General features: G+C 71.9%; 20 protein-coding genes. 3 read left to right on the top strand and 17 right to left on the bottom strand.

Translation table 11 applies throughout. The features are described 5' to 3' along the window. Positions 1-76: 76 nt before the first annotated feature. From CLV68_RS05665 to CLV68_RS05590, 16 genes are all read right to left on the bottom strand, one after another. Entirely contained in the window at positions 77-178 is a 102-nt protein-coding gene (locus tag CLV68_RS05665; RefSeq protein ID WP_018684825.1) for a 30S ribosomal protein bS22, read from the bottom strand. Positions 179-330: 152 nt separating this feature from the next. Continuing rightward, the gene (locus tag CLV68_RS05660; RefSeq protein WP_092781228.1) at positions 331-549 is read right to left on the bottom strand and encodes a helix-turn-helix domain-containing protein; all 219 of its coding nucleotides are present in this window, start codon (positions 547-549) and stop codon (positions 331-333) included. Between the two features lie 120 nt (positions 550-669). Then, a complete protein-coding gene (gene proC, locus CLV68_RS05655) occupies positions 670-1,500 on the bottom strand; it encodes a pyrroline-5-carboxylate reductase (protein ID WP_121389472.1) in 831 nt (276 codons plus the stop codon). Positions 1,501-1,655: 155 nt separating this feature from the next. Further along, entirely contained in the window at positions 1,656-2,498 is an 843-nt protein-coding gene (locus tag CLV68_RS05650; RefSeq protein WP_092781234.1) for a thioesterase family protein, read from the bottom strand. Positions 2,499-2,560: 62 nt separating this feature from the next. Next, complete coding sequence (locus CLV68_RS05645) at positions 2,561-3,487, bottom strand: proline dehydrogenase family protein (protein WP_092781237.1); 927 nt, start codon at positions 3,485-3,487, stop codon at positions 2,561-2,563. A 74-nt stretch (positions 3,488-3,561) separates the two neighbouring features. Further along, positions 3,562-4,341, bottom strand: a complete 780-nt coding sequence (locus CLV68_RS05640; protein ID WP_121389471.1) for a sugar phosphate isomerase/epimerase family protein — start codon at positions 4,339-4,341, stop codon at positions 3,562-3,564. Beyond that, entirely contained in the window at positions 4,338-5,774 is a 1,437-nt protein-coding gene (locus CLV68_RS34465; RefSeq protein WP_211346434.1) for a hypothetical protein, read from the bottom strand. Before CLV68_RS34465 ends, CLV68_RS05640 begins: the two co-directional genes overlap by 4 nt. 96 nt (positions 5,775-5,870) lie before the next feature. Continuing rightward, on the bottom strand, positions 5,871-6,824 hold the full coding sequence (locus CLV68_RS05630) for a Ppx/GppA phosphatase family protein (RefSeq protein ID WP_121389470.1): 954 nt from the start codon (positions 6,822-6,824) through the stop codon (positions 5,871-5,873). Between the two features lie 24 nt (positions 6,825-6,848). Continuing rightward, positions 6,849-7,538 (bottom strand): response regulator transcription factor, encoded by a 690-nt coding sequence (locus CLV68_RS05625; RefSeq protein WP_026425837.1) that lies wholly within the window; start codon positions 7,536-7,538, stop codon positions 6,849-6,851. Beyond that, a complete protein-coding gene (locus CLV68_RS05620; RefSeq protein WP_121389469.1) occupies positions 7,535-8,752 on the bottom strand; it encodes a sensor histidine kinase in 1,218 nt (405 codons plus the stop codon). The genes CLV68_RS05625 and CLV68_RS05620 overlap by 4 nt, the downstream gene beginning before the upstream one ends. Positions 8,753-9,064: 312 nt before the next feature. Further along, complete coding sequence (locus tag CLV68_RS05615) at positions 9,065-9,811, bottom strand: phosphoglyceromutase (protein ID WP_121390985.1); 747 nt, start codon at positions 9,809-9,811, stop codon at positions 9,065-9,067. Positions 9,812-10,364: 553 nt separating this feature from the next. Further along, the gene (locus tag CLV68_RS05610; protein WP_121389468.1) at positions 10,365-11,306 is read right to left on the bottom strand and encodes a DUF4349 domain-containing protein; all 942 of its coding nucleotides are present in this window, start codon (positions 11,304-11,306) and stop codon (positions 10,365-10,367) included. Between the two features lie 75 nt (positions 11,307-11,381). Beyond that, positions 11,382-11,882 carry a type III secretion system chaperone family protein gene (locus CLV68_RS05605; RefSeq protein ID WP_425454840.1) on the bottom strand — a complete coding sequence of 167 codons (501 nt, stop codon included), beginning with the start codon at positions 11,880-11,882 and terminating at the stop codon, positions 11,382-11,384. Positions 11,883-11,908: 26 nt separating this feature from the next. After that, on the bottom strand, positions 11,909-13,201 hold the full coding sequence (mshA, locus tag CLV68_RS05600) for a D-inositol-3-phosphate glycosyltransferase (protein ID WP_121389466.1): 1,293 nt from the start codon (positions 13,199-13,201) through the stop codon (positions 11,909-11,911). A 7-nt stretch (positions 13,202-13,208) separates the two neighbouring features. Then, positions 13,209-14,039, bottom strand: coding sequence for an alpha/beta fold hydrolase (locus CLV68_RS05595; protein WP_121389465.1), 831 nt, complete (start codon positions 14,037-14,039; stop codon positions 13,209-13,211). After that, entirely contained in the window at positions 14,036-15,205 is a 1,170-nt protein-coding gene (locus CLV68_RS05590; protein ID WP_425454839.1) for a L,D-transpeptidase, read from the bottom strand. The genes CLV68_RS05595 and CLV68_RS05590 overlap by 4 nt, the downstream gene beginning before the upstream one ends. A gap of 174 nt (positions 15,206-15,379) precedes the next feature. On the opposite strand from CLV68_RS05590, the gene CLV68_RS05585 reads away from it, so the two are divergent. Beyond that, positions 15,380-16,114: an SDR family NAD(P)-dependent oxidoreductase gene (locus CLV68_RS05585; protein ID WP_121389463.1), complete on the top strand. Its 735-nt coding sequence runs from the start codon at positions 15,380-15,382 to the stop codon at positions 16,112-16,114. A gap of 101 nt (positions 16,115-16,215) precedes the next feature. On the opposite strand, the gene CLV68_RS05580 is transcribed toward CLV68_RS05585, so the two are convergent. Continuing rightward, positions 16,216-17,304, bottom strand: coding sequence for a UDP-N-acetylmuramate dehydrogenase (locus CLV68_RS05580; RefSeq protein ID WP_246009678.1), 1,089 nt, complete (start codon positions 17,302-17,304; stop codon positions 16,216-16,218). Between the two features lie 25 nt (positions 17,305-17,329). Between CLV68_RS05580 and CLV68_RS05575 the strand changes: the two genes are divergently transcribed. Both CLV68_RS05575 and CLV68_RS05570 read left to right on the top strand, forming a co-directional pair. Continuing rightward, complete coding sequence (locus tag CLV68_RS05575; protein WP_121389461.1) at positions 17,330-17,815, top strand: DUF2505 domain-containing protein; 486 nt, start codon at positions 17,330-17,332, stop codon at positions 17,813-17,815. Positions 17,816-18,976: 1,161 nt separating this feature from the next. Next, positions 18,977-19,795: a class I SAM-dependent methyltransferase gene (locus tag CLV68_RS05570; RefSeq protein WP_121390984.1), complete on the top strand. Its 819-nt coding sequence runs from the start codon at positions 18,977-18,979 to the stop codon at positions 19,793-19,795. The last annotated feature ends 51 nt before the right edge of the window (positions 19,796-19,846 follow it).

Genomic DNA, 19,846 nt, shown 5'->3' with positions numbered 1-19,846 from the left:
GGGCAACGCACTGTTAACGCAGGTCACACAGGGTGTTACCAGCGGCGTCCGCGCGAGCGGACGCCGCGGGCAGACACTACTTCTTGAGCTTGCGACGCTGGACGCGAGTCTTGCGGAGCAGCTTGCGGTGCTTCTTCTTCGACATGCGCTTGCGACGCTTCTTGATGACCGAGCCCATGTGTGTCCTTACGTGTTTCTAGGTCGTTCCAGGTGTCCGGCGCTCCGGTGCGGCGGACACGTCAACGACGCGCGCCAAGACACCAGGCACAACGGCTGGCCAGCCTACCTGGCCGCCTCGGCGAGCTCGCGGGCGGGCGGGGACAAGCCCGCTCACCCAGCGTCGAAGTAGGCGTTCTGCAGGTAGTCGTGCACCGCCTTCTCCGGAACCCGGAACGACTTGCCGACCCGCACCGCGGGCAGCTCACCGCCGTGCACCAGCCGGTACACCGTCATCTTCGAGACCCGCATGAGGGCCGCCACCTCGGCCACCGTCAGGAATTGCACCTGCGGGAGGCCGGGCGGATCGGAGTCGCGCTTGCTCGCAGGCATGATCCACCGCGTCCTTAACCACGCGTCGCGCCGTCGGCTTCCCCACCGACGGATTCGACACGCACGTGTACCGATCGAGAGTAGCGGGACACGTGTGACAAGTGCGACGTCACTTCGGGTTCAATCTGCGTCGTGCGCGCGGCCGAGTTCGCGGGACCGGTCCCTGGCCGCCTCGATGGCCGCCAGCAGCGCCGCGCGCACCCCGTGCCGCTCCAACTCCCGGATCGCCATGATCGTCGTCCCAGCGGGCGAGGTGACCGCCTCGCGCAGGGTCACCGGGTGCTCGCCGGTCTCGGCCAGCATCGCCGCCGCGCCGACCGCGGACTGGATGATCAGCTTCTCAGCCACCGCGCGCGGCAGGCCGAGCAGGATCCCGGCGTCGATCATGGCCTCGACCAGGAAGAAGAAGTAGGCCGGGCCGGAGCCCGACAGCGCGGTCACCGCGTCCTGCTGCGACTCGGGCACCCGCACGACCTTGCCGACGACGCCGAGCAGCTCCTCGACGGTGGCCAGGTGCGCCGAGGTGGCGTGCTTGCCGGGCGAGATGGCGCTCATCGCCTCGCCGACCAGCATCGGGGTGTTCGGCATGACCCGGACCACCGGGATGCCCGCGGGCAGCCTGCGCTCGAACAGGGCGGTCGGCAGGCCCGCGCACAGCGACACGATCAGGGTGTCGGCGCTGACCGAACCGGCCAGGTCGTCGAGCAGCGGGTCGATGTCCTGCGGCTTGACGGCGATGACCAGCACGTCGGCCGTCTTGGCCGCGGTGGGCACGTCGACGGCGTCGATGCCGTAGGTGTCGGTCAGCTGCGCGGAGCGGCCTGCGGAGCGCTCGGTGAACAGCAGCTCGTCGGCCTGCCTGCCGCCGTGCAGCAGCCCGGACAGCAGTGCCTCGCCGATCTTGCCTGCGCCGAGCACGGCGATCACCGGCCGCGCGTTCGCCTCAGTCATGGCCGACAGGCTAGCCACTCGTTCCCGGTTTTCCCGGTAGCGGTCCCCGATCGGGTGCGGCGGGGACGAATGCGGGCGCGCCGGAATAGGTGGTCCAGACCATCCGCCCGCACTTTGTGGAAAACAGTGAAAAAGAGGGCGAAAACGGTGAAGTTCTAACCGGCAGCCGATAGCGCCAACTGCCGCGCCTGGCAGACAAGCCTGCCGGTGGAATCGACCACGGTCGCGTCGGAGTCGAACCAGACCCCGTGCACCGCCTTCGACTCCACCTGGATCCGCAGCCACCCCGGAGCGGGCCGCGACCGCAGGTGCGCGGTCAACTGGACCGTCGGCGACCAGCCGAGCCTGCCGAGGTTGAAGGTCACCGGCATCGAGATGTCCCCGGCCACCAAGGCGAACAGCGGGTCCGGGTGCTCACCCCTGGGCCGCGCCCACAACCGCAACCGCAACGGGTCGCCGATGTGCCCGTGCAGGAACCCGGCCCCGTTGGGGTCGAGCCGCACGTCGCAGACCTCGCTCAGCTTGAACACCGAGGCCGACGGCACCGTGGACAGGTCGATCGCGTTGCCGGGCGGTTCCGCCGACTGGTTGGGTAAATCCGTCCAGGCGGCGCGTTCGCGCGGCAGCCGACCGGTGGTGACCACGCCCTCGACGCAGCTGTGCCCGCTCTGCTCGAGGTGCACCGCCACGACCGTGGTGCGCCGCCCCGACTTGCGGACGTCGGTGCGCAGCAGCACCGGCCCGACCCCGGGTGGGCGCAGGAACTGCGCGCTCACCGTCAGCGGGTCGACCAGCGGCGCACCGGCGCCGCTGTGCGTTGCCACCGCGGCCTTGGCCAACAAGGCCATCAGGAATCCCCCGTGCGGGCGCCCGCCGACGGTCCACGGGGCGGGGAGGTCGGCGGTGAAGGTGCCGTCCCCCAGCGGCCGCACCCTGACCGCCGCGGCGAACGCCCCACCAGCCGCCCGGACGTCGCCGTGCCCTGCAGCACTACTCATGGGCGATAGCCTGCCACGCCCGCGTCCGCGATTTTGCGCTGTGCCACGGATCGGCGTTCTTCTCAGCCCCGGGTCGCCAGGGCGCGCAGGAAGAAGGCGGTGTTCGCGGGGCGCTCGGCCATCCTGCGCATCAGGTAGCCGTACCACTCCCCGCCGTAGGGCACGTACACCCGCACGGTGTGGCCGAGCTGCGCCAACCGCAGTTGCTCGTCGGGTCGGATGCCGAAGAGCATCTGGTGCTCGAAGCTGCCCGGCTTGCGGCCGTGGGCCTCGGCGCGCTCCCCGATGATCCGCACCAGGCGCGGGTCGTGGGTGGCGAACTTCGGGTAGCCGTCGCCCGCCAGCAACGCGTTCGCACAGCGGACATAGCTCTTGTCGACCTCGACCGCCTCCTGGAAGGCGACCGTCTCGGGCTCCTTGTAGGCGCCCTTGCAGAGCCGCACGCGCGAGCCGGACCCGGACAGGGCGTTGACGTCGTCGAGGGTGCGGTGCAGGTAGGACTGGAGCACGGCACCGACCCACGGCCAGGTCTGGCGCAGCTCGCGCAGGATGCGCAGCGTCGAGTCCGTGGTGGTGTGGTCCTCCATGTCGAGGGTGACCGTCGTGCCCGCCGCCTCGGCCGCGGCGCAGATCCGCTTGGCGTTGGCCAGCGCGAGGTCCTCGTCGAACATCTGCCCGACGGCGGAGAGCTTGACGCTCACCTCGGCCCGGTCGGACAGGCCGTCGGCGTGCAGCTGGTCGAGGAGCTCCAGGTACGCCAGGACGGTGTGCTCGGCCTGCTTGGCGTCGGTGGTGTCCTCACCGAGGTAGTCGAGGGTGACGGTGAGACCGGAGTCGACCAGCTGCCGGGTGACGGCGACGGCCTCCGCCGTGGTCTCGCCCGCGACGAAGCGGCGCACGACGTCCCTGCTGACGGGAGCGGTGGCCACCAGGCGGCGGATGGTGCCGTTTCGCGCGGCGGCCAGGATCAAGGAACGCAACGGGTTCACGGGGGGAACTGTACGGCTCGTGTCCTATCGAGCCAAGACAGCCATCCGGTCGTCCTATGTTTGCGCCGAACTGTCTACTCTCCGACCAAGTGGGACCGTGCGAACCGCAACGCCGCCGCGATGTCCGCCTCGCGCTGCCCGGAGGTGCGCGCCCGCCTGGTGCTGATCTCCACCACGACCTGCCCGGCGAACCCGGTCTCGACCAACCACCTGCACACCCGCGCGCACGGCTGACCACCTCGGCCCGGCACCAGGTGCTCGTCCTTGGCCAGTCCGGTGCCGTCCGCCAGGTGGACGTGCCGCAGCCCGGCACCCATCCGCTCGGCCAGCGCCATGGCGTCCACATGCGCGGCGGAGGTGTGCGACAGGTCCAGGGTGTAGTTGCGGTGCCCGACCTCGGTCGGGTCGATCGAGGGGCGGAACGCGCTGATCTCCACCGAGCCGCGGCGCACCGGGAACATGTTCTCCACCGCGACCGCGACGCCGCTGCCGTCCTCCAGACCGGCGACCAGGTCCGCGAAGCGCTCGGCGTACCCGCGCTGCCAGCGGAACGGCGGGTGGACCACCACCGTCGGCGCCCCCAGGTCCTGCGCGGCCTCCACCGCGCGGCGCAACCGGACCTCCGGGTCCGGCGACCAGATCCGCTGCGTCACCAGCAGGCAGGGCGCGTGCACGGCGAGCACCGGGACCCCGCTGCGGCGGGACTGGCGGGCCAGCGCGGGCACGTCCTGGCTCAGCGGGTCGGCCCAGACCATCACCTCGACCCCGTCGTAGCCCAGCGAGGCGGCCAGGGTGAAGGCCGTCGACGCGGTCCTCGGCCACACCGACGCGGTCGAGAGACCGACCGGGATCACCGGCCGAGCAGCAACAATGCCGCCGGGGAGACCGTCGCCAACAACCCGACCAGCACCGCGAGCACCGTGGTCTGCAGGTCCTCCGCCCGGCGCACCTTGCGCACGATCAGCACCAGCCCGACGATCACCGCCAGCGCGCCGACCAGCGCCGCGGCTGGCAGCACCCGCCACAGCCAGTTGAAGATCAGCCACACCACGGCGCCGCCGACCACGCCGAGACCGAGCTGGCCGACCATGATCAGCCACTCGCGGCCTGCCGAGCGCGGTTCCGCCTCGGCGTCCGGCTCGTCCTCGTCGTCGTCGAGGTCGTCGCGGGCGCGATCCGGCTCGTCGTCCTCGTCGAACCGGTCGTCGAGGTCCTGGTCGAAGCGGTCCTTGTCAAAGCGGTCGTCGAGGTCGTCGTCGAGCCGGTCGGCGAACTCGTCGTGCGCGGAGTAGCCGGTGAACCGGGTCGCGGCCTTGTCGTCGAAGCCGGTGAACTCCTCGCGGAACTCCGGCGGCGGCCCGGTCGGGTCGACCGCGGTCTCGGCCGAGTCACCGGCGAACTCGCGGTACCCGGGCTGGCGCGGCGGTACCGGCAGGGGCTGCGACACCTGCGGGACGGGCAGCGGCTGGGACGCCTGCGGCGGGACCGGCAACGGCTGCGAGACCTGCGGCGGGCGCCGAGCACCCGACGGCGCGCGCCTGGGCAGCGGCGCCCGGTTCGGCGCCTTGCCCAGACCCGCGGGCGGCTCGCCCGGGTCAGGCAGCTGGTCGTCGGCGGGGACCCTGGGCAACTGCTCGGTGAGCGGCTCGGCCGCGTCCGGCCTCGGCCTGGCCGCTGCCTGCGGTCCGTGCTGCTCGCGGGGGTCGACCGGGCGCGGGTGCGGCGGCGGGGGCGCCTGCGGGTGGCGCTGCTCGGGCTGCTCCGGCCTGCCCTGGTCCGGCCTGCCTTGGTCTGGCCTGCCCTGGGGCGGCCTCGGGTCGTCCGGCCGCTGCGGCTGGCGCGGGGGCTCGGGCAGCCGGGGCTCGACCACCGGGCGCGCGGCCTGGCGGGGGTCCACCTGGGGCTCGCGGCGCGGCGGGGCAACCGGCGGGTGCTGCTGGGTCGGCGGCTGCTGGTCGACCCTGGCCTGCGGCTGGTCCGGTCGGGTGCGCCTGGGCAGCTGCGGAGCCTGCTGCGCCGGGGGCGGGGCCTGCGGCGGCGGCGCGGCCGGGCCGCGGTCCTGCCGGTGCGAGGCGCGCTCGTGCGGCGGCTGGTCCTCGCGGATCGGCAGCAGCTTGCCGCTGTCGGACATCACCCGGTCGATGATCGCCTGCGGCGCGGTCTCCGAGGCGTCGTCCGGTTTGCGGCGGCGCCTGCGCGGCGCGCCGTCGCCAGGGGAGCCGCCGTACTTGGCCAGCAACTCGGCCACGGTGCGCTGCGTGCGCTCCGAACCACCTTCTTGACTCATCCACTCCACCGTGCCCCGTGCAGGCCGATCCGTCCAGTGCCCACCCGCGCAGCGGGCGACACCGGCCCCTCGGGGTCGGGGGCCACCCGGATCTCGTCAATCCGAGTGAACAGTGTGGTCCTCACCATTCGTCTGGTCCAGCCGCCGCAGGATGACCCCTTCGCGCAGCGCCCACGGCCCGATTTCCACCTCGGGCAGTGACAACGCTCGCATAGTGGCCTGCGCCACCAGCGCACCGGCTACCAGTTGGTGCGCCCGGCTGGGGCTGACCCCGTCCAACTGGGCCAGGTCAGCGGCCGACATGCGGGTGATGAACGCGATCAGTTGGCTGAGCGCGGTGTCGGTCAGCACCCTGCGGACCCGTGGTCCGTCCGAGGACGGCGCGGCACCGGTGAGCCGCGCCAGGGTGCGGAAGGTCTTGGAGGTCGCGACCGCCCGGTCCGGGGTGCCGTACTTGGCGACCCGGCGGGCCACCGGCGCGAGCTGCTCGGCCAGCCAGCCGACCGTGCGCTCGACCTGGTCGCGGCCGGGCGGGTCGCTGGTGAACCGGGTGCGGGTCAGCCGACCGGCGCCCAGCGGAAGCGACCAGGCGAAGTCCGGGTCCTCGTCGATCCCGGCGGCGATCTCCAGCGAGCCGCCGCCGATGTCGAGCACCAGCAGGTTGCCAGCCGACCAGCCGTACCAGCGGCGGGCGGCGAGGAAGGTCAGCCTGGCCTCGTCCTCACCGGACAGGACCTTGAGCTCGACCCCGGTCTCCTTGTGCACCCGGCGCAGCACCGCGGCCGAGTTGCCTGCCTCGCGCACCGCGGAGGTGGCGAAGGCCATCAGGTCGGCGCAGCCGAGCCGCACCGAGGACTCCTTGGCCGCGGCGACGGTGCGCACCAGCTCGTCGGCGCCCACCTTGGACAGTTGACCGGTCGGGGTGATCCGCTCCGCCAGCCGCAGCACGGTCTTCTCAGACCGCGCGGGCGTGGGGTGGGCACCCCGACGAGCGTCCACCACGAGCAGGTGGACGGTGTTGGACCCGACGTCGAGCACACCTAGGCGCACTGGGGCACCGTACCGGGGCGACGATCAGGACTCGAACTTGTAACCCAGACCGCGCACCGTCACCAGGTGGCGCGGCGATGCCGGGTCGGGTTCGATCTTCGAGCGCAGCCGCTTGACGTGCACGTCGAGGGTCTTGGTGTCGCCGACGTAGTCCGCGCCCCACACCCGGTCGATGAGCTGGCCGCGGGTGAGCACCCTGCCGACGTTGCGCAGCAGGTACTCGAGCAGGTCGAACTCCTTGAGCGGCAACGGGACGTCGGTGCCGTCCACAGTGACCACGTGCCGCTCGACGTCCATTCGCACCGGTCCGGCCGCGAGCACCTGGGGCAGCAGCTCGCCGTCGCCACCGGCCTCGCCGCCGCGGCGCAGCACCGCGCGCACCCTGGCGATCAGCTCGCGCGCCGAGTACGGCTTGGTGACGTAGTCGTCCGCGCCGAGCTCGAGGCCGACGACCTTGTCGATCTCGCTGTCGCGGGCGGTCACCATGATCACCGGCACCGCGGAGCGCTGGCGCAGCGCCTTGCACACGTCGGTGCCGCTCATGCCGGGCAGCATCAGGTCGAGCAGGACGATGTCGGCGCCGTTGCGGTCGAACTCCTCCAGCGCCTGCTGGCCGGTGACGGCCACGGCGGCGGTGAAGCCCTCCTTGCGCAGCAGGAAGGCAAGCGGGTCGGCGAAGGACTCCTCGTCCTCCACGATCAGCACTCTCGTCATGCCATTCCTCCATCGGTCGCGGCGCCGTCGGATTTCGACGGAGCGGTCGCGCGGCCGCCCACCAGGGTGGGCTCCGCACCGTTCGTGGTCTGGTCCCGGGGTTCGGCCTGGGCCGGGACGCGCAGGGTGAAGGTCGAGCCGAGGCCGGGCTTGCTCCACAGCCGGACCTCGCCGCCGTGGTTGGCCGCGACGTGCTTGACGATGGCCAGCCCGAGGCCGGTGCCGCCGGTGGCGCGGGAGCGGGCCCGGTCGACGCGGTAGAACCGCTCGAAGACCCGCTGCTGCTCGTCCTCCGGGATGCCGATGCCGCGGTCGGTGACGGCGATCTCCACGAAGCCGTCGGCCACGCTGCGGCTCACCGAGACCGGGCTACCGGCCGAGGAGTAGGCGAGCGCGTTCTGCAGCAGGTTGGACAGCGCGGTGACCAGCAGCGTCCGGTCGCCCTGCACGAGCAGGCCGCTGTCGTCGTCGGTGGTGACGTCGATGCCGGTGGACTCCATCACCAGCCGGGCGCGGCCCATGGCCTCGCGCAGCACGGCGTCGACCTCGACGGTGTGCATCTCGGGCAGCCGCTCGGCGCCCTGCAACCGCGACAGCGCTATCAACTCGGTGACCAGCGTGCCGAGCCGGTTGCCCTCGTTGAGGATCTTGGTGGTGAACCGGCGCACCTCGACCGGGTCGTCCGCGGCGTCGAGCACGGCCTCGGCCAGCAGCGCCATCGCGCCGACCGGGGTCTTGAGCTCGTGGCTGACGTTGGCGACGAAGTCGCGCCGGGTGGCCTCCAGCCGGACCGCCTCGGACTGGTCGTCGGCGTCGACGGCGGTGAACCCGTCGCCGAGCGGCCGGACCTCGCCGAGCACGGCCTCGGGGGTGCGCCCGACGCGCGACTCCAGCGGCGAGAGGTCGACCTCGATGGGGTCGCCGGTCTCGACGACCACCTCGGCGGCCTTGCGGGCCCGGTCGTCGACGCGGTTGTTGCGGACCAGGCCGAGTTCCTCCGCCCTGGGGTTGTGGATCACCACGTCACCGAACCGGTTGAGCACGACGACACCGGTGTGGGTGGACTGGATGATCCGTTGGACCAGGTCGGCAACCGTGGGGCCGTCCGGGGCCCGCCCCGTGCCGCCGGTGCGGGACCGACCGAGGAGGAAGCCGACGAACAGGCCGATCAGCAGGGTGCCGAACGACAGCGCGAGACAGACCGGGGCGGCCACACCGAGGATCGTAGGCAGGCGCCCCAGTGGTTTGACCAGCCCGGGAACGGCATTGGTGACCGTGCCGACACCCCCGCGCGTGCTTGTTCCCCACTCGGCCAAGCCCCGTTCACTCGATCGTGTCCTACTGGCCGGTAACCATCGCACTCCATGCGTTCGGGCAACACCGCCGTCGGAGCGAAACCAGCCGTTGGGGGGATCACACCCGGGTCGACGACTCCCGGCCGTGTCGGCGGCACCGGACCGGCCGAAGTGGACACCCCAACGACCGGTTGGGCGTCCACTTCGTCCGATCCGTCAGTCCACTAGGGACTAGCGGCCCTGGTTGGCCACCGCGCTGATCGCGGCGTTCGCGGCGTCCGGGTCGAGGTAGGTGCCGCCGGGGTTGGTCGGCTTCAGCGCCTCGTCGAGGTCGTAGCGCAGCGGGATGCCGGTGGGGATGTTCAGGCCCGCGATGTCGCCGTCGGAGATGCCGTCGAGGTGCTTGACCAGCGCCCGCAGCGAGTTGCCGTGCGCGCCGACCAACACCGTCTTGCCCGCGCGCAGGTCGGGCACGATCTCCTGCTCCCAGTACGGGACGAGCCTGACCACGACGTCCTTGAGGCACTCGGTGCGCGGGGCGGCGGCACCGAGGTGCGCGTAGCGGGGGTCGCCGTCCTGGCTGAACTCGTCGCCGGGGTCGATGGGCGGCGGCGGGGTGTCGTAGGAGCGGCGCCAGAGCATGAACTGCTCCTCGCCGAACTCGGCCAGCGTCTGCTTCTTGTTCTTGCCCTGGAGCGCGCCGTAGTGCCGCTCGTTGAGCCGCCAGTCGCGCTTCACCGGGATCCACACCCGGTCGGCCGCGTCGAGGGCGAGGTGGGCGGTGGTGATCGCGCGGCGCTGCAGCGAGGTGTGCACGACGTCCGGGAGGATGCCCGCCTCGCGCAGCAGCAACCCACCCCGGGACGCCTCGGCGACCCCCTTCTCGGACAGGGCGACGTCCACCCAGCCCGTGAACAGGTTCTGCGCGTTCCAGACGCTCTCGCCGTGGCGGAGCAACACCAGGGTTCCGATGGCCATGGCGAAAGCCTGCCAGAACGGTGAGCTCACCCGGGGTGTGCCACTGCTCACCGGTGGCCCCGATGGTCGCCGTGGCCCGAAGGGGTGAGCCGGTTGCGCCGCTCAGCAGCAGCCACCACCGGGTGACACCCGATTTGGCCCAGCTTGTACCCCCAAACGCCGCCAAAGGCACAGATAGTTGTCGGATCACCGACTTCCGTGATCGAATAGTTACTAACAGTCTGCGACAGACACGAATGGCGTAGTTGTCGGCCTTGTGCGGGCGTCCAGCATCTGACAAGTTGACCTATAGGCGCCCCGGGTCAGCTCCCACGCACTCCCTGGTCCGGGTGGCGTCCCGCGCGGCTCGACTCCCCTGCCGAGCCGCCGACCCGCGAGGCTCCCGGGTGCCCCCCGCCACGGGATGCAGCGGGCTGGCGCGGGGCGGTTCGGGAACGCGACTCCCCCTCGCTCGAACCGCCCCGCGACTCAAAGCCCGGTTCGGGAACGCGACGGCACCCACGCGCTCGAACCACCCCGCCACTCACAAGCCCGGTTCGGGAACGCGACAGCGTCAGCTCTCAGTGACAGGTGCTGCTACCGCGGGCGGTGGGGTCACCGCGGTGCGGTTGCGCCGACGAGCGCGCCACAGCAGGTAGGCCGGGATCCCCAGCACCACCGCGAACGGCAGCACGGTGCCCACGACGCGCAGCACGAACGACCCCGCGTCCAGGAACGCCCGCCACCCGGTCGCGAGCGCCCCGAGGAACGAGTCGTCCTCCTCGGCCACCGGCGGGGCGGCCCCGTCGAGGCTGATCCGCACGGTCACCGTCGACAGCGCCACGCTGCCCGCCAGCACCTCGCGCCGCTTGAGCAGCGATTCCAGCTCGGCCTCGCGCCGGGTGACCTCGCCCTCGAGCTGCACGATCTCCGAGATGGTGCCCGCGCGGTCGAGCAGTGCGCGCACCCTGCCCAGGCTGGCCCGCTGGGTCTCGATCCGGCTCTCCACGTCCACGACCTGCTCGGTGACGTCCTGCGCGGTCTGCGAGCGGTTGCGCACCTGCCCGGCCGCGGTGATCTTCTCCAGCGCCTTGTCCAGCCGGTCGGACGGCACGTGCAGGGTCAGCGTCGCGTACCGGTCGTTGACCTGCTCCTGCCCGGAGAACCCGCCCTCGGAGGTCACCGCGTCGCGGACCTGGTCGGCGGCGTCGGACACCTTGCCCGCGGTCAGCTCCACGCTCGCGGTGCGGACGAGCTTGCGGTCCACGCCCGGCTGGTTGACCCGTGGCTGCTCCGCTGGCTCCTTGTTCGCCTCGGTGGGCGACGACCCGGAGCGGGCGCCCGTCCCGGTGGCGACGTCGGTGCTGTCGCCCGGCCCGCCCACCTCTTGCTGCAACGCGGGGACGGGCGCGGCAGGCGCCCCACCCGACGACATGCTGTCCGTCGACGTGCACCCCGCCGCCAAGGCCCCCGCCACCAGCAGCACCCCGGCTAACCCGGCTCTCCGGATCACCATGTCGAGCTCCCCTCTCGCGCTGTTCGTCTGACATGCAGACGGGGTGCGCGGGTCAGGGCGTTGCGGGCGGGGTGATCACGAGTCGGCCTCGTCTGCGACACGGCCCCGTTGCCCGGCGGGTTCGAGCAGGTGGGCGAACGCCTGGAGGTTGGCGAGCGACTCGCCGCGCGAGGTCCGCCAGTCCCACTCGCGGCGGATGGCCGAGGCGAAGCCGATCTCCAGCAGGGTGTTGAAGTCGCCGTCGGCCGCCTCGAGGACCTGGCCGAGCAGGCGGTCGAGCTCGTCGGCGGTCACCGCGGCGTGGCTGACCTTGCCCACCAGGTAGATGTCACCCAACCGGTCGACGGTGTAGTGCACGCCGTAGAGCCGGGCGTTGCGGCGCAGCAGGAAGCGGTAGACCTCCTCGTGCGCCTCGTCCGGCTTGCGGCACACGAACGCCTCGACGCTGAGCGCGTGGTTGCCCAGGATGAGCCAGCAGTTGGTGCGCTGCTTCTTGATCCCGGGGAGGGTGACGTGGAACCGGCCCTGCTGGGGCCGCTCGTAGTCCAACTCCCGCTCGGTGAGCGCGTCCGCGATTACCTGGTCGAGTGAATGCGCATCGGTCACACGGCCACCTCAGCACGCGCGGAGGCGTACCGCAGGACGTGGTCGGCCTCGACGTAGGCGGCGATGAGGGCGTCGGTGGTGCGGTCCCAGGAGAACGCCCTGGCGTGCCGGACCGCGCCCGCGCCCAGCTCGGCCCGCAGGCCGGGCGCGGTGACCAGGCGGCCGAGCGAGTCGGCCCAGTCGGTGGTGGCGTGGCCGTCGACGAGCAGGCCGGACACCCGGTCGGCGACCGCGACCGGTAACCCGCCGACGGCGGCGGCGACCACCGGGGTGCCGCATGCCTGCGCCTCCAGGGCGACCAGGCCGAAGCTCTCGTTGTGGCTGGGCACGGCGACCACGTCGGCGGCGCGGTAGACGGTGGCCAGCGCGGCACCGGACTGCGGCGGCAGGAACCGCACCACGTCGGCGATGCCCAGGGCGACGGCCAGGTCCTGCAAGGCGGCAGGCTGGTCGAGGCCGGTGCCGGAGGGTCCACCGGCGACCAGGACGACGAGCTTGTCCCTGGCCACGGTGCCCCTGGCGATCAGCTCGGCGGCGGCGCGCAGCAGCACGTCCGGCGCCTTCAGCGGCTGGATGCGGCCGACGAAGGCCACCACCACGGCGTCCTGCGGCAGCCGCAGCCTGGCCCTGGCCGCGGCCCGGTCGCCGGGGCGGAAGCGGTCCAGGTCGACCCCGGGGGCGATGGTCCTGACCTTCTCCGGCGCCGCGTCGTACAGGTCGACCAGCTGCGCGGCCTCGACGGCGGTGTTGGCGATCAGCTGGTCGGCCTCGTCGACCACCTGCTGCTCGCCGAGCACGCGGTCGAGCGGCTCCGGGGTGTCGCCGTCGGCGAGCGCGGCGTTCTTGACCTTGGCCAGGGTGTGCGCGGTGTGCACCAGCGGCACCCCCCAGCGCTCGCGGGCCAGCCAGCCGACCTGGCCGGAGAGCCAGTAGTGCGAGTGCACCAGTTCGTAGTGGCCCGGCTCGTGCCTGGCCTCGGCGCGCAGCACGCCCGCGGTGAACGGGCACAGCTGGCTGGGCAGCTCGGCGCGCTGCAACCCCTCGAACGGGCCTGCGGAGACGTGCCTGACCAGCACGCCGGGGGCCAGTTCGACGACCGGTGGCAGGTCGGAGGCGGTGGCCCGGGTGAACACCTCGACCGCGATGCCGCGCTGGGCCATCCGCGTGGTCGTCTCGGTGATGTAGACGTTCATCCCGCCCGCGTCCCCCGTGCCGGGCTGCTCCAACGGGGACGTGTGCACCGACAGGACCGCGATGCGGCGAGGGCTGCGCAGCTGCGTGGGAGTCACCCCGGATTCACCCCTTCCGGCCCTCCGCGGCCAGGGCGGCCTGGCGGAGCACACCGTTGAACTCGTCGACCCGTTCGGCGAAGGGCGCGTGCCCGACCCCTGAGAACCAACGCAGTGTGGCACCGGGAATCTTCCCGGCCGCGTACTCGGCACCGGCAGGTTCGACCACCACGTCGGCGGTCCCGTGCACGACGGTGGTGGGCGCGGTGATCCCCGCGAGCACGTCGCCGCTGCCCACATCCCGCCTGAACAAAGCCTTCCGGACCGCGGGCGGCACCCGCAGCGTGTCCCCGAGCCATGCCTGCGCGAGGGCGCCGGGGGCGGGCTCGGCGGTCATGGCCACTGTGAGGGACGCGACAGCGGGGACGGCCACAGCGAGGTCCTCGGCGAACGCGGCGGGCAGCGCGGCGACCATCGCGGGGCCCGGCCGCCCACCGGGGTGGCCCTTGCCGATCTCGGTGATGGCGCCGACCAGGACGATGGCGGCCAGGTCGGCGCAGCCGCGGTCGCGCACGTAGTCGGTGATCACCAGGCCGCCGTAGGACCAGCCGACGACGACCGCGGGGGCACCGGCGAACGCCAGCACGGCGGCCAGGTCCTCGGCCCACACGGCCGGGTCGTCGTAGCCGGTGTCGGGGATGTCCGATTCGCCGTGCCCACGCAGGTCCACGGCGATCAGGTGGTGCGCGGCGGCGAGCACCGGATCAGCGAACTGGGCGGCCCAGCAGCGGCTGGACTGCGCCCACCCGTGCACGAAGACAATCGGCGGCGCGGTGCGATCCCCGGCGGTGCGGACGGCCAGCGTGGCGCCGCCCGCACCGAGCACGGTATGGGTCAACGCAGCGCCGACATCTTCTGCCACTGGCTCCACGGGATCAGCCAGTCGAAGACGTCGGAGCTGGTGGGCATGTTCGCCTTCGAGCCGGTGATCTCCACCGGGTCGCCGATGAGCGCGGAGTCGAAGTAGGTCTTGGCGTCGGACTCGAGCAGGTTCACGCAGCCGTGCGAGGTGTTGGCCTTGCCGATGTTGCCGCGGTTCTCCTCGTTCTCGTGGATGAACTCGCCGTGGTTGGAGATCCGCACGGCCCACTTCTTCTTGACGTTGGTGTAGCCGTAGCGCGGGTTGGAGAAGTCGCCGATCGGGTCCTTCTGCATGACGATCAGCGTGCCGTTGGGCGTGTTCAGGTTCGGGTCGGCGTCCTTGCCGTTGCTGGAGGGGTAGCTGGCCGCCAGCACGCCGTCGCGGTAGACGTTCATCTTGTGGTCCGGGGTGTTGACCTTGACCACCTGGTTGCGGCCGACGGTGAACGTGGTGCTCAGGTCCGCCTTGCCGTAGGCGCCGCCGCCGTAGGCCAGCCCGTAGAGCTTCGCGGTGACGGTGACCTTGGTGCCCGACGGCCAGTACTCCTTGGGCCGCCAGTCGACCTGCTGGTCGTTGAGCCACGCCCAGGAGCCCTCGACCTTCTTCGAGGTGTCGACGACGAGCGCCTTCTCCACGGCGGCCTTGTCGGTGACCTTGCCCTCGGGGAACTTCACGCTGATCGGCATGCCGACGCCCACGGTGGCGTTGTCCGCCGGGTTGATCGTCGCGCGCGGGGTCTTGGCGGGCCTGAGCGTGGTGAACGCGCCCTTGAGCTCGACCTTCTTGCCATCGGAGCCGGTGGCCGCGGCGGTGTAGGTGTACTTCTTGCCGTACCCGAACACCTCGGCCGACGCCCAGGTCAGCTTGTCCTGCGCCACGGCGCCCTTGACCGGCTTGCCCTCCGGGCTGAGCACCTCGACCGAGTCGATGGCGCCCTCGGTCACGCTGATCTTGAGCGGGTCGCCGGGCGGCACGTCGGCCGCGTCCGTGGCGAGACTGGCGGTCAGCTTGGCCTTGGGCGCGTCCGCTTGCTGCTGCTGGCCGCTGTCCCCACCGCCGCCGCTGCCGCCGCCAGGTGTCCCCGGTTCCTCCGAGGTGCAGCCGGCGAGCAGCGCGAGAACCACGACGAGCGCACCGATGATGCCGCTGGTCCTGGTCGTCGAAGCCGGTCGTCTCACCGTGGAACCTCCAGTGTCGAGTCTTCCCCCACCGATGTAGGACGCCCGGGTGGCGATGGGGTGCGCCACGTCGGGTGTGACAGTGCTCATAGTCCCGTGCCCGGTCCTGGCCCCGGCCGCGGGGCAGGATCGACAACCGTGAACAAGCCAATCGCAGTAGTCACCGGGGCGAGCGCGGGCATCGGGGCGGCCACCGCCCGCCACCTCGCCGCGGCCGGTTTCCACGTGGTGCTCGGCGCCCGGCGGCTGGACCGGCTTGCCGAGGTCGCCGACTCGGTCGGCGGCGACGCGATCGAACTGGACGTCACCGACCCGGTCTCGGTCGAGGCGTTCGCCGACCGGGTTCCAGAGTGCCACGTGCTGGTGAACAACGCCGGTGGCGCCAAGGGTCTCGAGCGCGTCGACGCCGCGGTCGAGGACGACTGGCGGTGGATGTACGAGGCCAACGTGCTCGGCACGCTGCGGGTCACCAAGGCCCTGCTGCCCAAGCTGATCGCCTCCGGCAACGGCCACGTGGTGACCGTCACGTCCATCGCCGCCATCGAGCTCTACGACGGCGGCTCCGGTTACACCGCGGCCAAGCACGCCCAGTCCGCCCTCCACCGCACCCTCCGCGGCGAACACCTCGGCGACCCCGTCCGCTTCACCGAGATCCTCCCCGGCATGGTCGAGACCGAGTTCTCCCTGGTCCGCTTCAACGGCGACACCACCCGCGCCGCCAAGGTCTACGAGGGCATCACCCCCCTGACACCCGACGACGTGGCCGAGGTGATCGCCTTCGCCACCACCCGCCCACCGCACGTCAACCTGGACCAGATCGTCCTCAAGCCCCGAGCCCAGGCTTCAGCGACCCGCGCCCACCGCACAACCTGACCACCGCACAACCTGACCACGGCACCACCTGACCACCGTGCCCTCCCCGCCCGGCCTCTTCCAGTCCGGCAAGGGGTTTCACCCGGGCTCGGGTGGTTCGGTCACGCCAGGGCGCAGTTGACCAGGACCGGTTCGGCGTGCAGGACCACCCCGAACGCGTCGTGGACGCCGTCGCGGACCTGTTGGGCCAGGCCCAGGAGGTCCGCGGTGGTGGCGGAGCCGCGGTTGGTGAGGGCGAGGGTGTGTTTGGAGGACAGGCCCGCGTTGCCCCGGGTGAAGCCCTTGCCGAACCCGGCGCGCTCGATCAGCCAGGCCGCGGACAGCTTGGCGGCCCCCGGCCCAGCCGGATAGCGGGGGACGGCGGTGTCCGCCCCGACCACGGCGACGATCCTGGCCAGGACGTCGTCCACCGCCGGGAGCGCGACGATCGGGTTGGTGAAGAACGACCCGGCACTCCACGTGTCGTGATCAGCCGCGTCGAGCACCATGCCCTTGCCCCGCCGCAGGTCCAGCACCGCCGCCCGCGCGTCGGCCACCGGCACCCGGTCGTCCTGCCGCACCCCGAGCGCCCTGGCCAACTCGGTGTACCGAATCGGCGCGGACAGCCCGTCGTCGGACAGTTCGAACCGCGCCCGCAGGACGACAGCCCGGTCGGTGCCCTTGAGGATGCTGGTCCGGTAGTCCAACCCCAACTCGTCGGTGCGCAACGTCCGAACGTCCCCGGTGGCCCGGTCGAGCAGGTCGACCGACACGAGCACCTGCGACACCTCGACCCCGTACGCCCCGACGTTCTGCACCGGGGTGGCACCGACGAGCCCGGGGATCCCGGACAGGCATTCCAGCCCACCCAACCCGGCCTCCACCGTGCCCGCGACGACGGTGTCCCAGTCCTCACCGGCCTCGACGGTCAACTGGACCCGCCCAGGCTGAACGCAGTCGATCTTGCTCCCGCGGTTGGCCACCAGCACGACGGTCCCGTCGAACCCGAGATCCCCGATGACCAGGTTGGACCCGCCGCCGAGCACGAGCAGCGGTTCCCCGCTCCGATCGACGGCCTTGACGGCGTCCACCACCTCCGCGGCCGAGGCCGCGGTGACGAATCTGGCCGCAGGTCCACCCAGCCGCAGCGTGGTGTAACCGGAGAGCGGGACACCGGAACGAACGTCGGCGCCGAGGGGAAGGCTGGTCACGGGCACCAACGGTAACCTCCCGCTCATGACCAGCCGTATCGAGCACCGCGCCGCGTTCACCATCCCAGCCGCAACCGTGCACGCACGACTGGTCGACCGCGCGTTCCTGGAGTCCCGCCTGCGCGCCATCGGCGGCAAGGACGCGACCCTCGTGGACCACGAGATCACCGGCGAGACAGTGCGCTACCGCCTGCGCCAGGGCATCGATTCAGCCAAACTCCCCTCAGCCGTCCGCACTGTCTTCAAGGGCGACCTGGTGGTCGAGCGCACCGAGACCTGGCACCCCGACTCCCCGGGCTTCACCGGCACGACCAAGGCCACCGTCGCGGGTGTCCCCGCCGAGATCACCGGCACCTACACCCTCACCAACACACCGTCCGGCAGCGAACTGCGCACCGCGGCCGAGGTGAAGGTCCGCATCCCCCTGATCGGCGGCAAGATCGAGTCAGTCATCGCCACCCACGTCCGCGACCTCCTCGCAGCAGAGGCCGCCTTCGCCGAGTCGCAGTGACCCGCACACCACCTCCTCTCCTTTCCACACCCATTCACCGATGCCCCACTCGCAACCACGGACGCGTCCCACGACCCGCCCCCACACCATGAAGCGACCCCACCCCGCAGGCCAGAACCTCCCAGCGGCGGCCGCCAAGGACCTACTCCCCGGCGGCGCCCGACTGTTCCCGCGGACGGCGGACCACCAACAGCTGGCGTCCCACCAACCGCAAGCGACGGACCACCACCCAGCAACACACCGGCGGGCCGAGGTACACCGGATGGCGGCAGAAGACCGCCAAGCCGCACCGCGCCGAGAACCAACGGCAACCAGACCGCTGGCACACCGACAGAGGGCGGCGACCCAAGAGACCACAGCCGACCACCACATCGCCGGGAGCCCAACCTCGGTACGGAACCCACTGGCACCGCACCCCCGGGTCAAGTGCCGGGACCCAGCGGCACGCAGCCAGTCCGCAGCACACCGACGGGCAACGGCGCACCCGAAAGCACACCACCGAACTCCAGCGCGCCAAGCGTCCACGCTGAACCCACAGCCAGGTGCGCACCAACGGACCGCCGAGTGGCGGAAACCCGCAGCACGTCGAGAGTTCGCGGCAAGTGACCAACCCGCAGCACACCGACCGGCCGTGGCGCACCCGCAGTCAGCAGACGAGGTTGCAGGCAGCGGAGGGTTCCCGCCGAGTCGGCAGTGTGCGAGGCGCGAACAGGTTGGCGAATGCCCGGAGACCGCGGTCCGTCTAGAGTCTGCGGCGAATGGCTGGCCCGCGGTGCGCACGCCGGTCTTGGTGCATCTGGAGACGGCGGCACACCATCCAGGCTCAGCGAGCCGGGGGCTCGTGCGGAGGCGGCAGCCAGTGCGGCGTCCACAGGCCAATAGACGCCGGGAGGCCGCGGAGGGTCGAGCGGCGGCGCAGCATTGGCCGTCGGTGACGAAGCACCGGCCCATGAAGAGCAGAGGTCTCCCGGTGAACTGCCGACCCGAGAAGAACAGCGGCATGGCGCTGAGCCACCGGGCCTGGAGGAGCACAAGCGTGGCGGTGAGCCACTCGGTCGCGATGGGCGAGACGCCGCGGTTGGACGAGCAACACAATTGGCCGCAGCAGGCCAGCGCCCGGTCGAGGGCAGGTGCCCGCCGTGGAGTCGAGGTGTGGTGGTGATGGCTAAAGCACCGCGGTTGGCGGCGGGGCGTGCTCGCGCGCTGGGGGTGCCGACTCGGGGGACGACCAACCCGAATCGGCTGCGTCGAGTGGATCGCTGGTTGACCGGCACGGCAGCCGTTCGGTCCGCCTTGGACAGTCCGGATCCGTTGGTGGTCGACCTGGGGTACGGGGCCACGCCGGTGACCACGATCGAGATGGCAGCGCGGCTGCGCGCGGTGCACCCGGGCGTCCGGGTGCTCGGTCTGGAGATCGACCCCGAGCGAGTCGCGGCGGGCAAGGCCGTGGCGGAGCCGCCCGGGCTGGACTTCCGCCGCGGCGGGTTCGAACTGGCGGGTGCGCGACCGGTGCTGCTGCGCGCGTTCAACGTGCTGCGCCAGTACGCCGAGGAGGAGTCGGCGCGCTCGTGGGAGACGATGCTGTCGCGGCTCGCGCCGGGCGGCCTGCTGGTGGAGGGCACCTGCGACGAGATCGGCAGGCGCTGCGCGTGGGTGTTGCTCGACGCCGACGGCCCGCGCACCTTCACGCTGGCGTGCCTGCCCTCGGACCTGGACCGCCCGTCCGACCTGGCCGAACGGCTGCCGAAGGCGTTGATCCACCGCAACGTGCCCGGCGAGCCGGTGTTCGACCTGCTGCGCGCCTTGGACGCGTGCTGGGCGACGGCGGCACCGTTCGCCCCCTTCGGCCCGCGCGCCCGCTGGGTGGAGGCCGTGCGGCTGCTGGCGGCCGAGGGGTGGCCGGTGCTGGACACCCGTCGCCGGTGGCGGCTGGGCGAAGTCACCCTTTCGTGGTCGGCCGTGGCGCCGAACTCGGCTTGACAGTGACGTCGCGTCAACTTCTACCGTAGGTGTCGGGCAGGAAAAGCCCAG

The sequence above is a fragment of the Actinokineospora cianjurensis genome, assembly GCF_003663795.1.
GTDB lineage: Bacteria > Actinomycetota > Actinomycetes > Mycobacteriales > Pseudonocardiaceae > Actinokineospora > Actinokineospora terrae.
The sequence above is the reverse complement of the archived record's forward strand: the minus strand, read 5'-3'. Positions and strand labels throughout refer to the sequence as shown.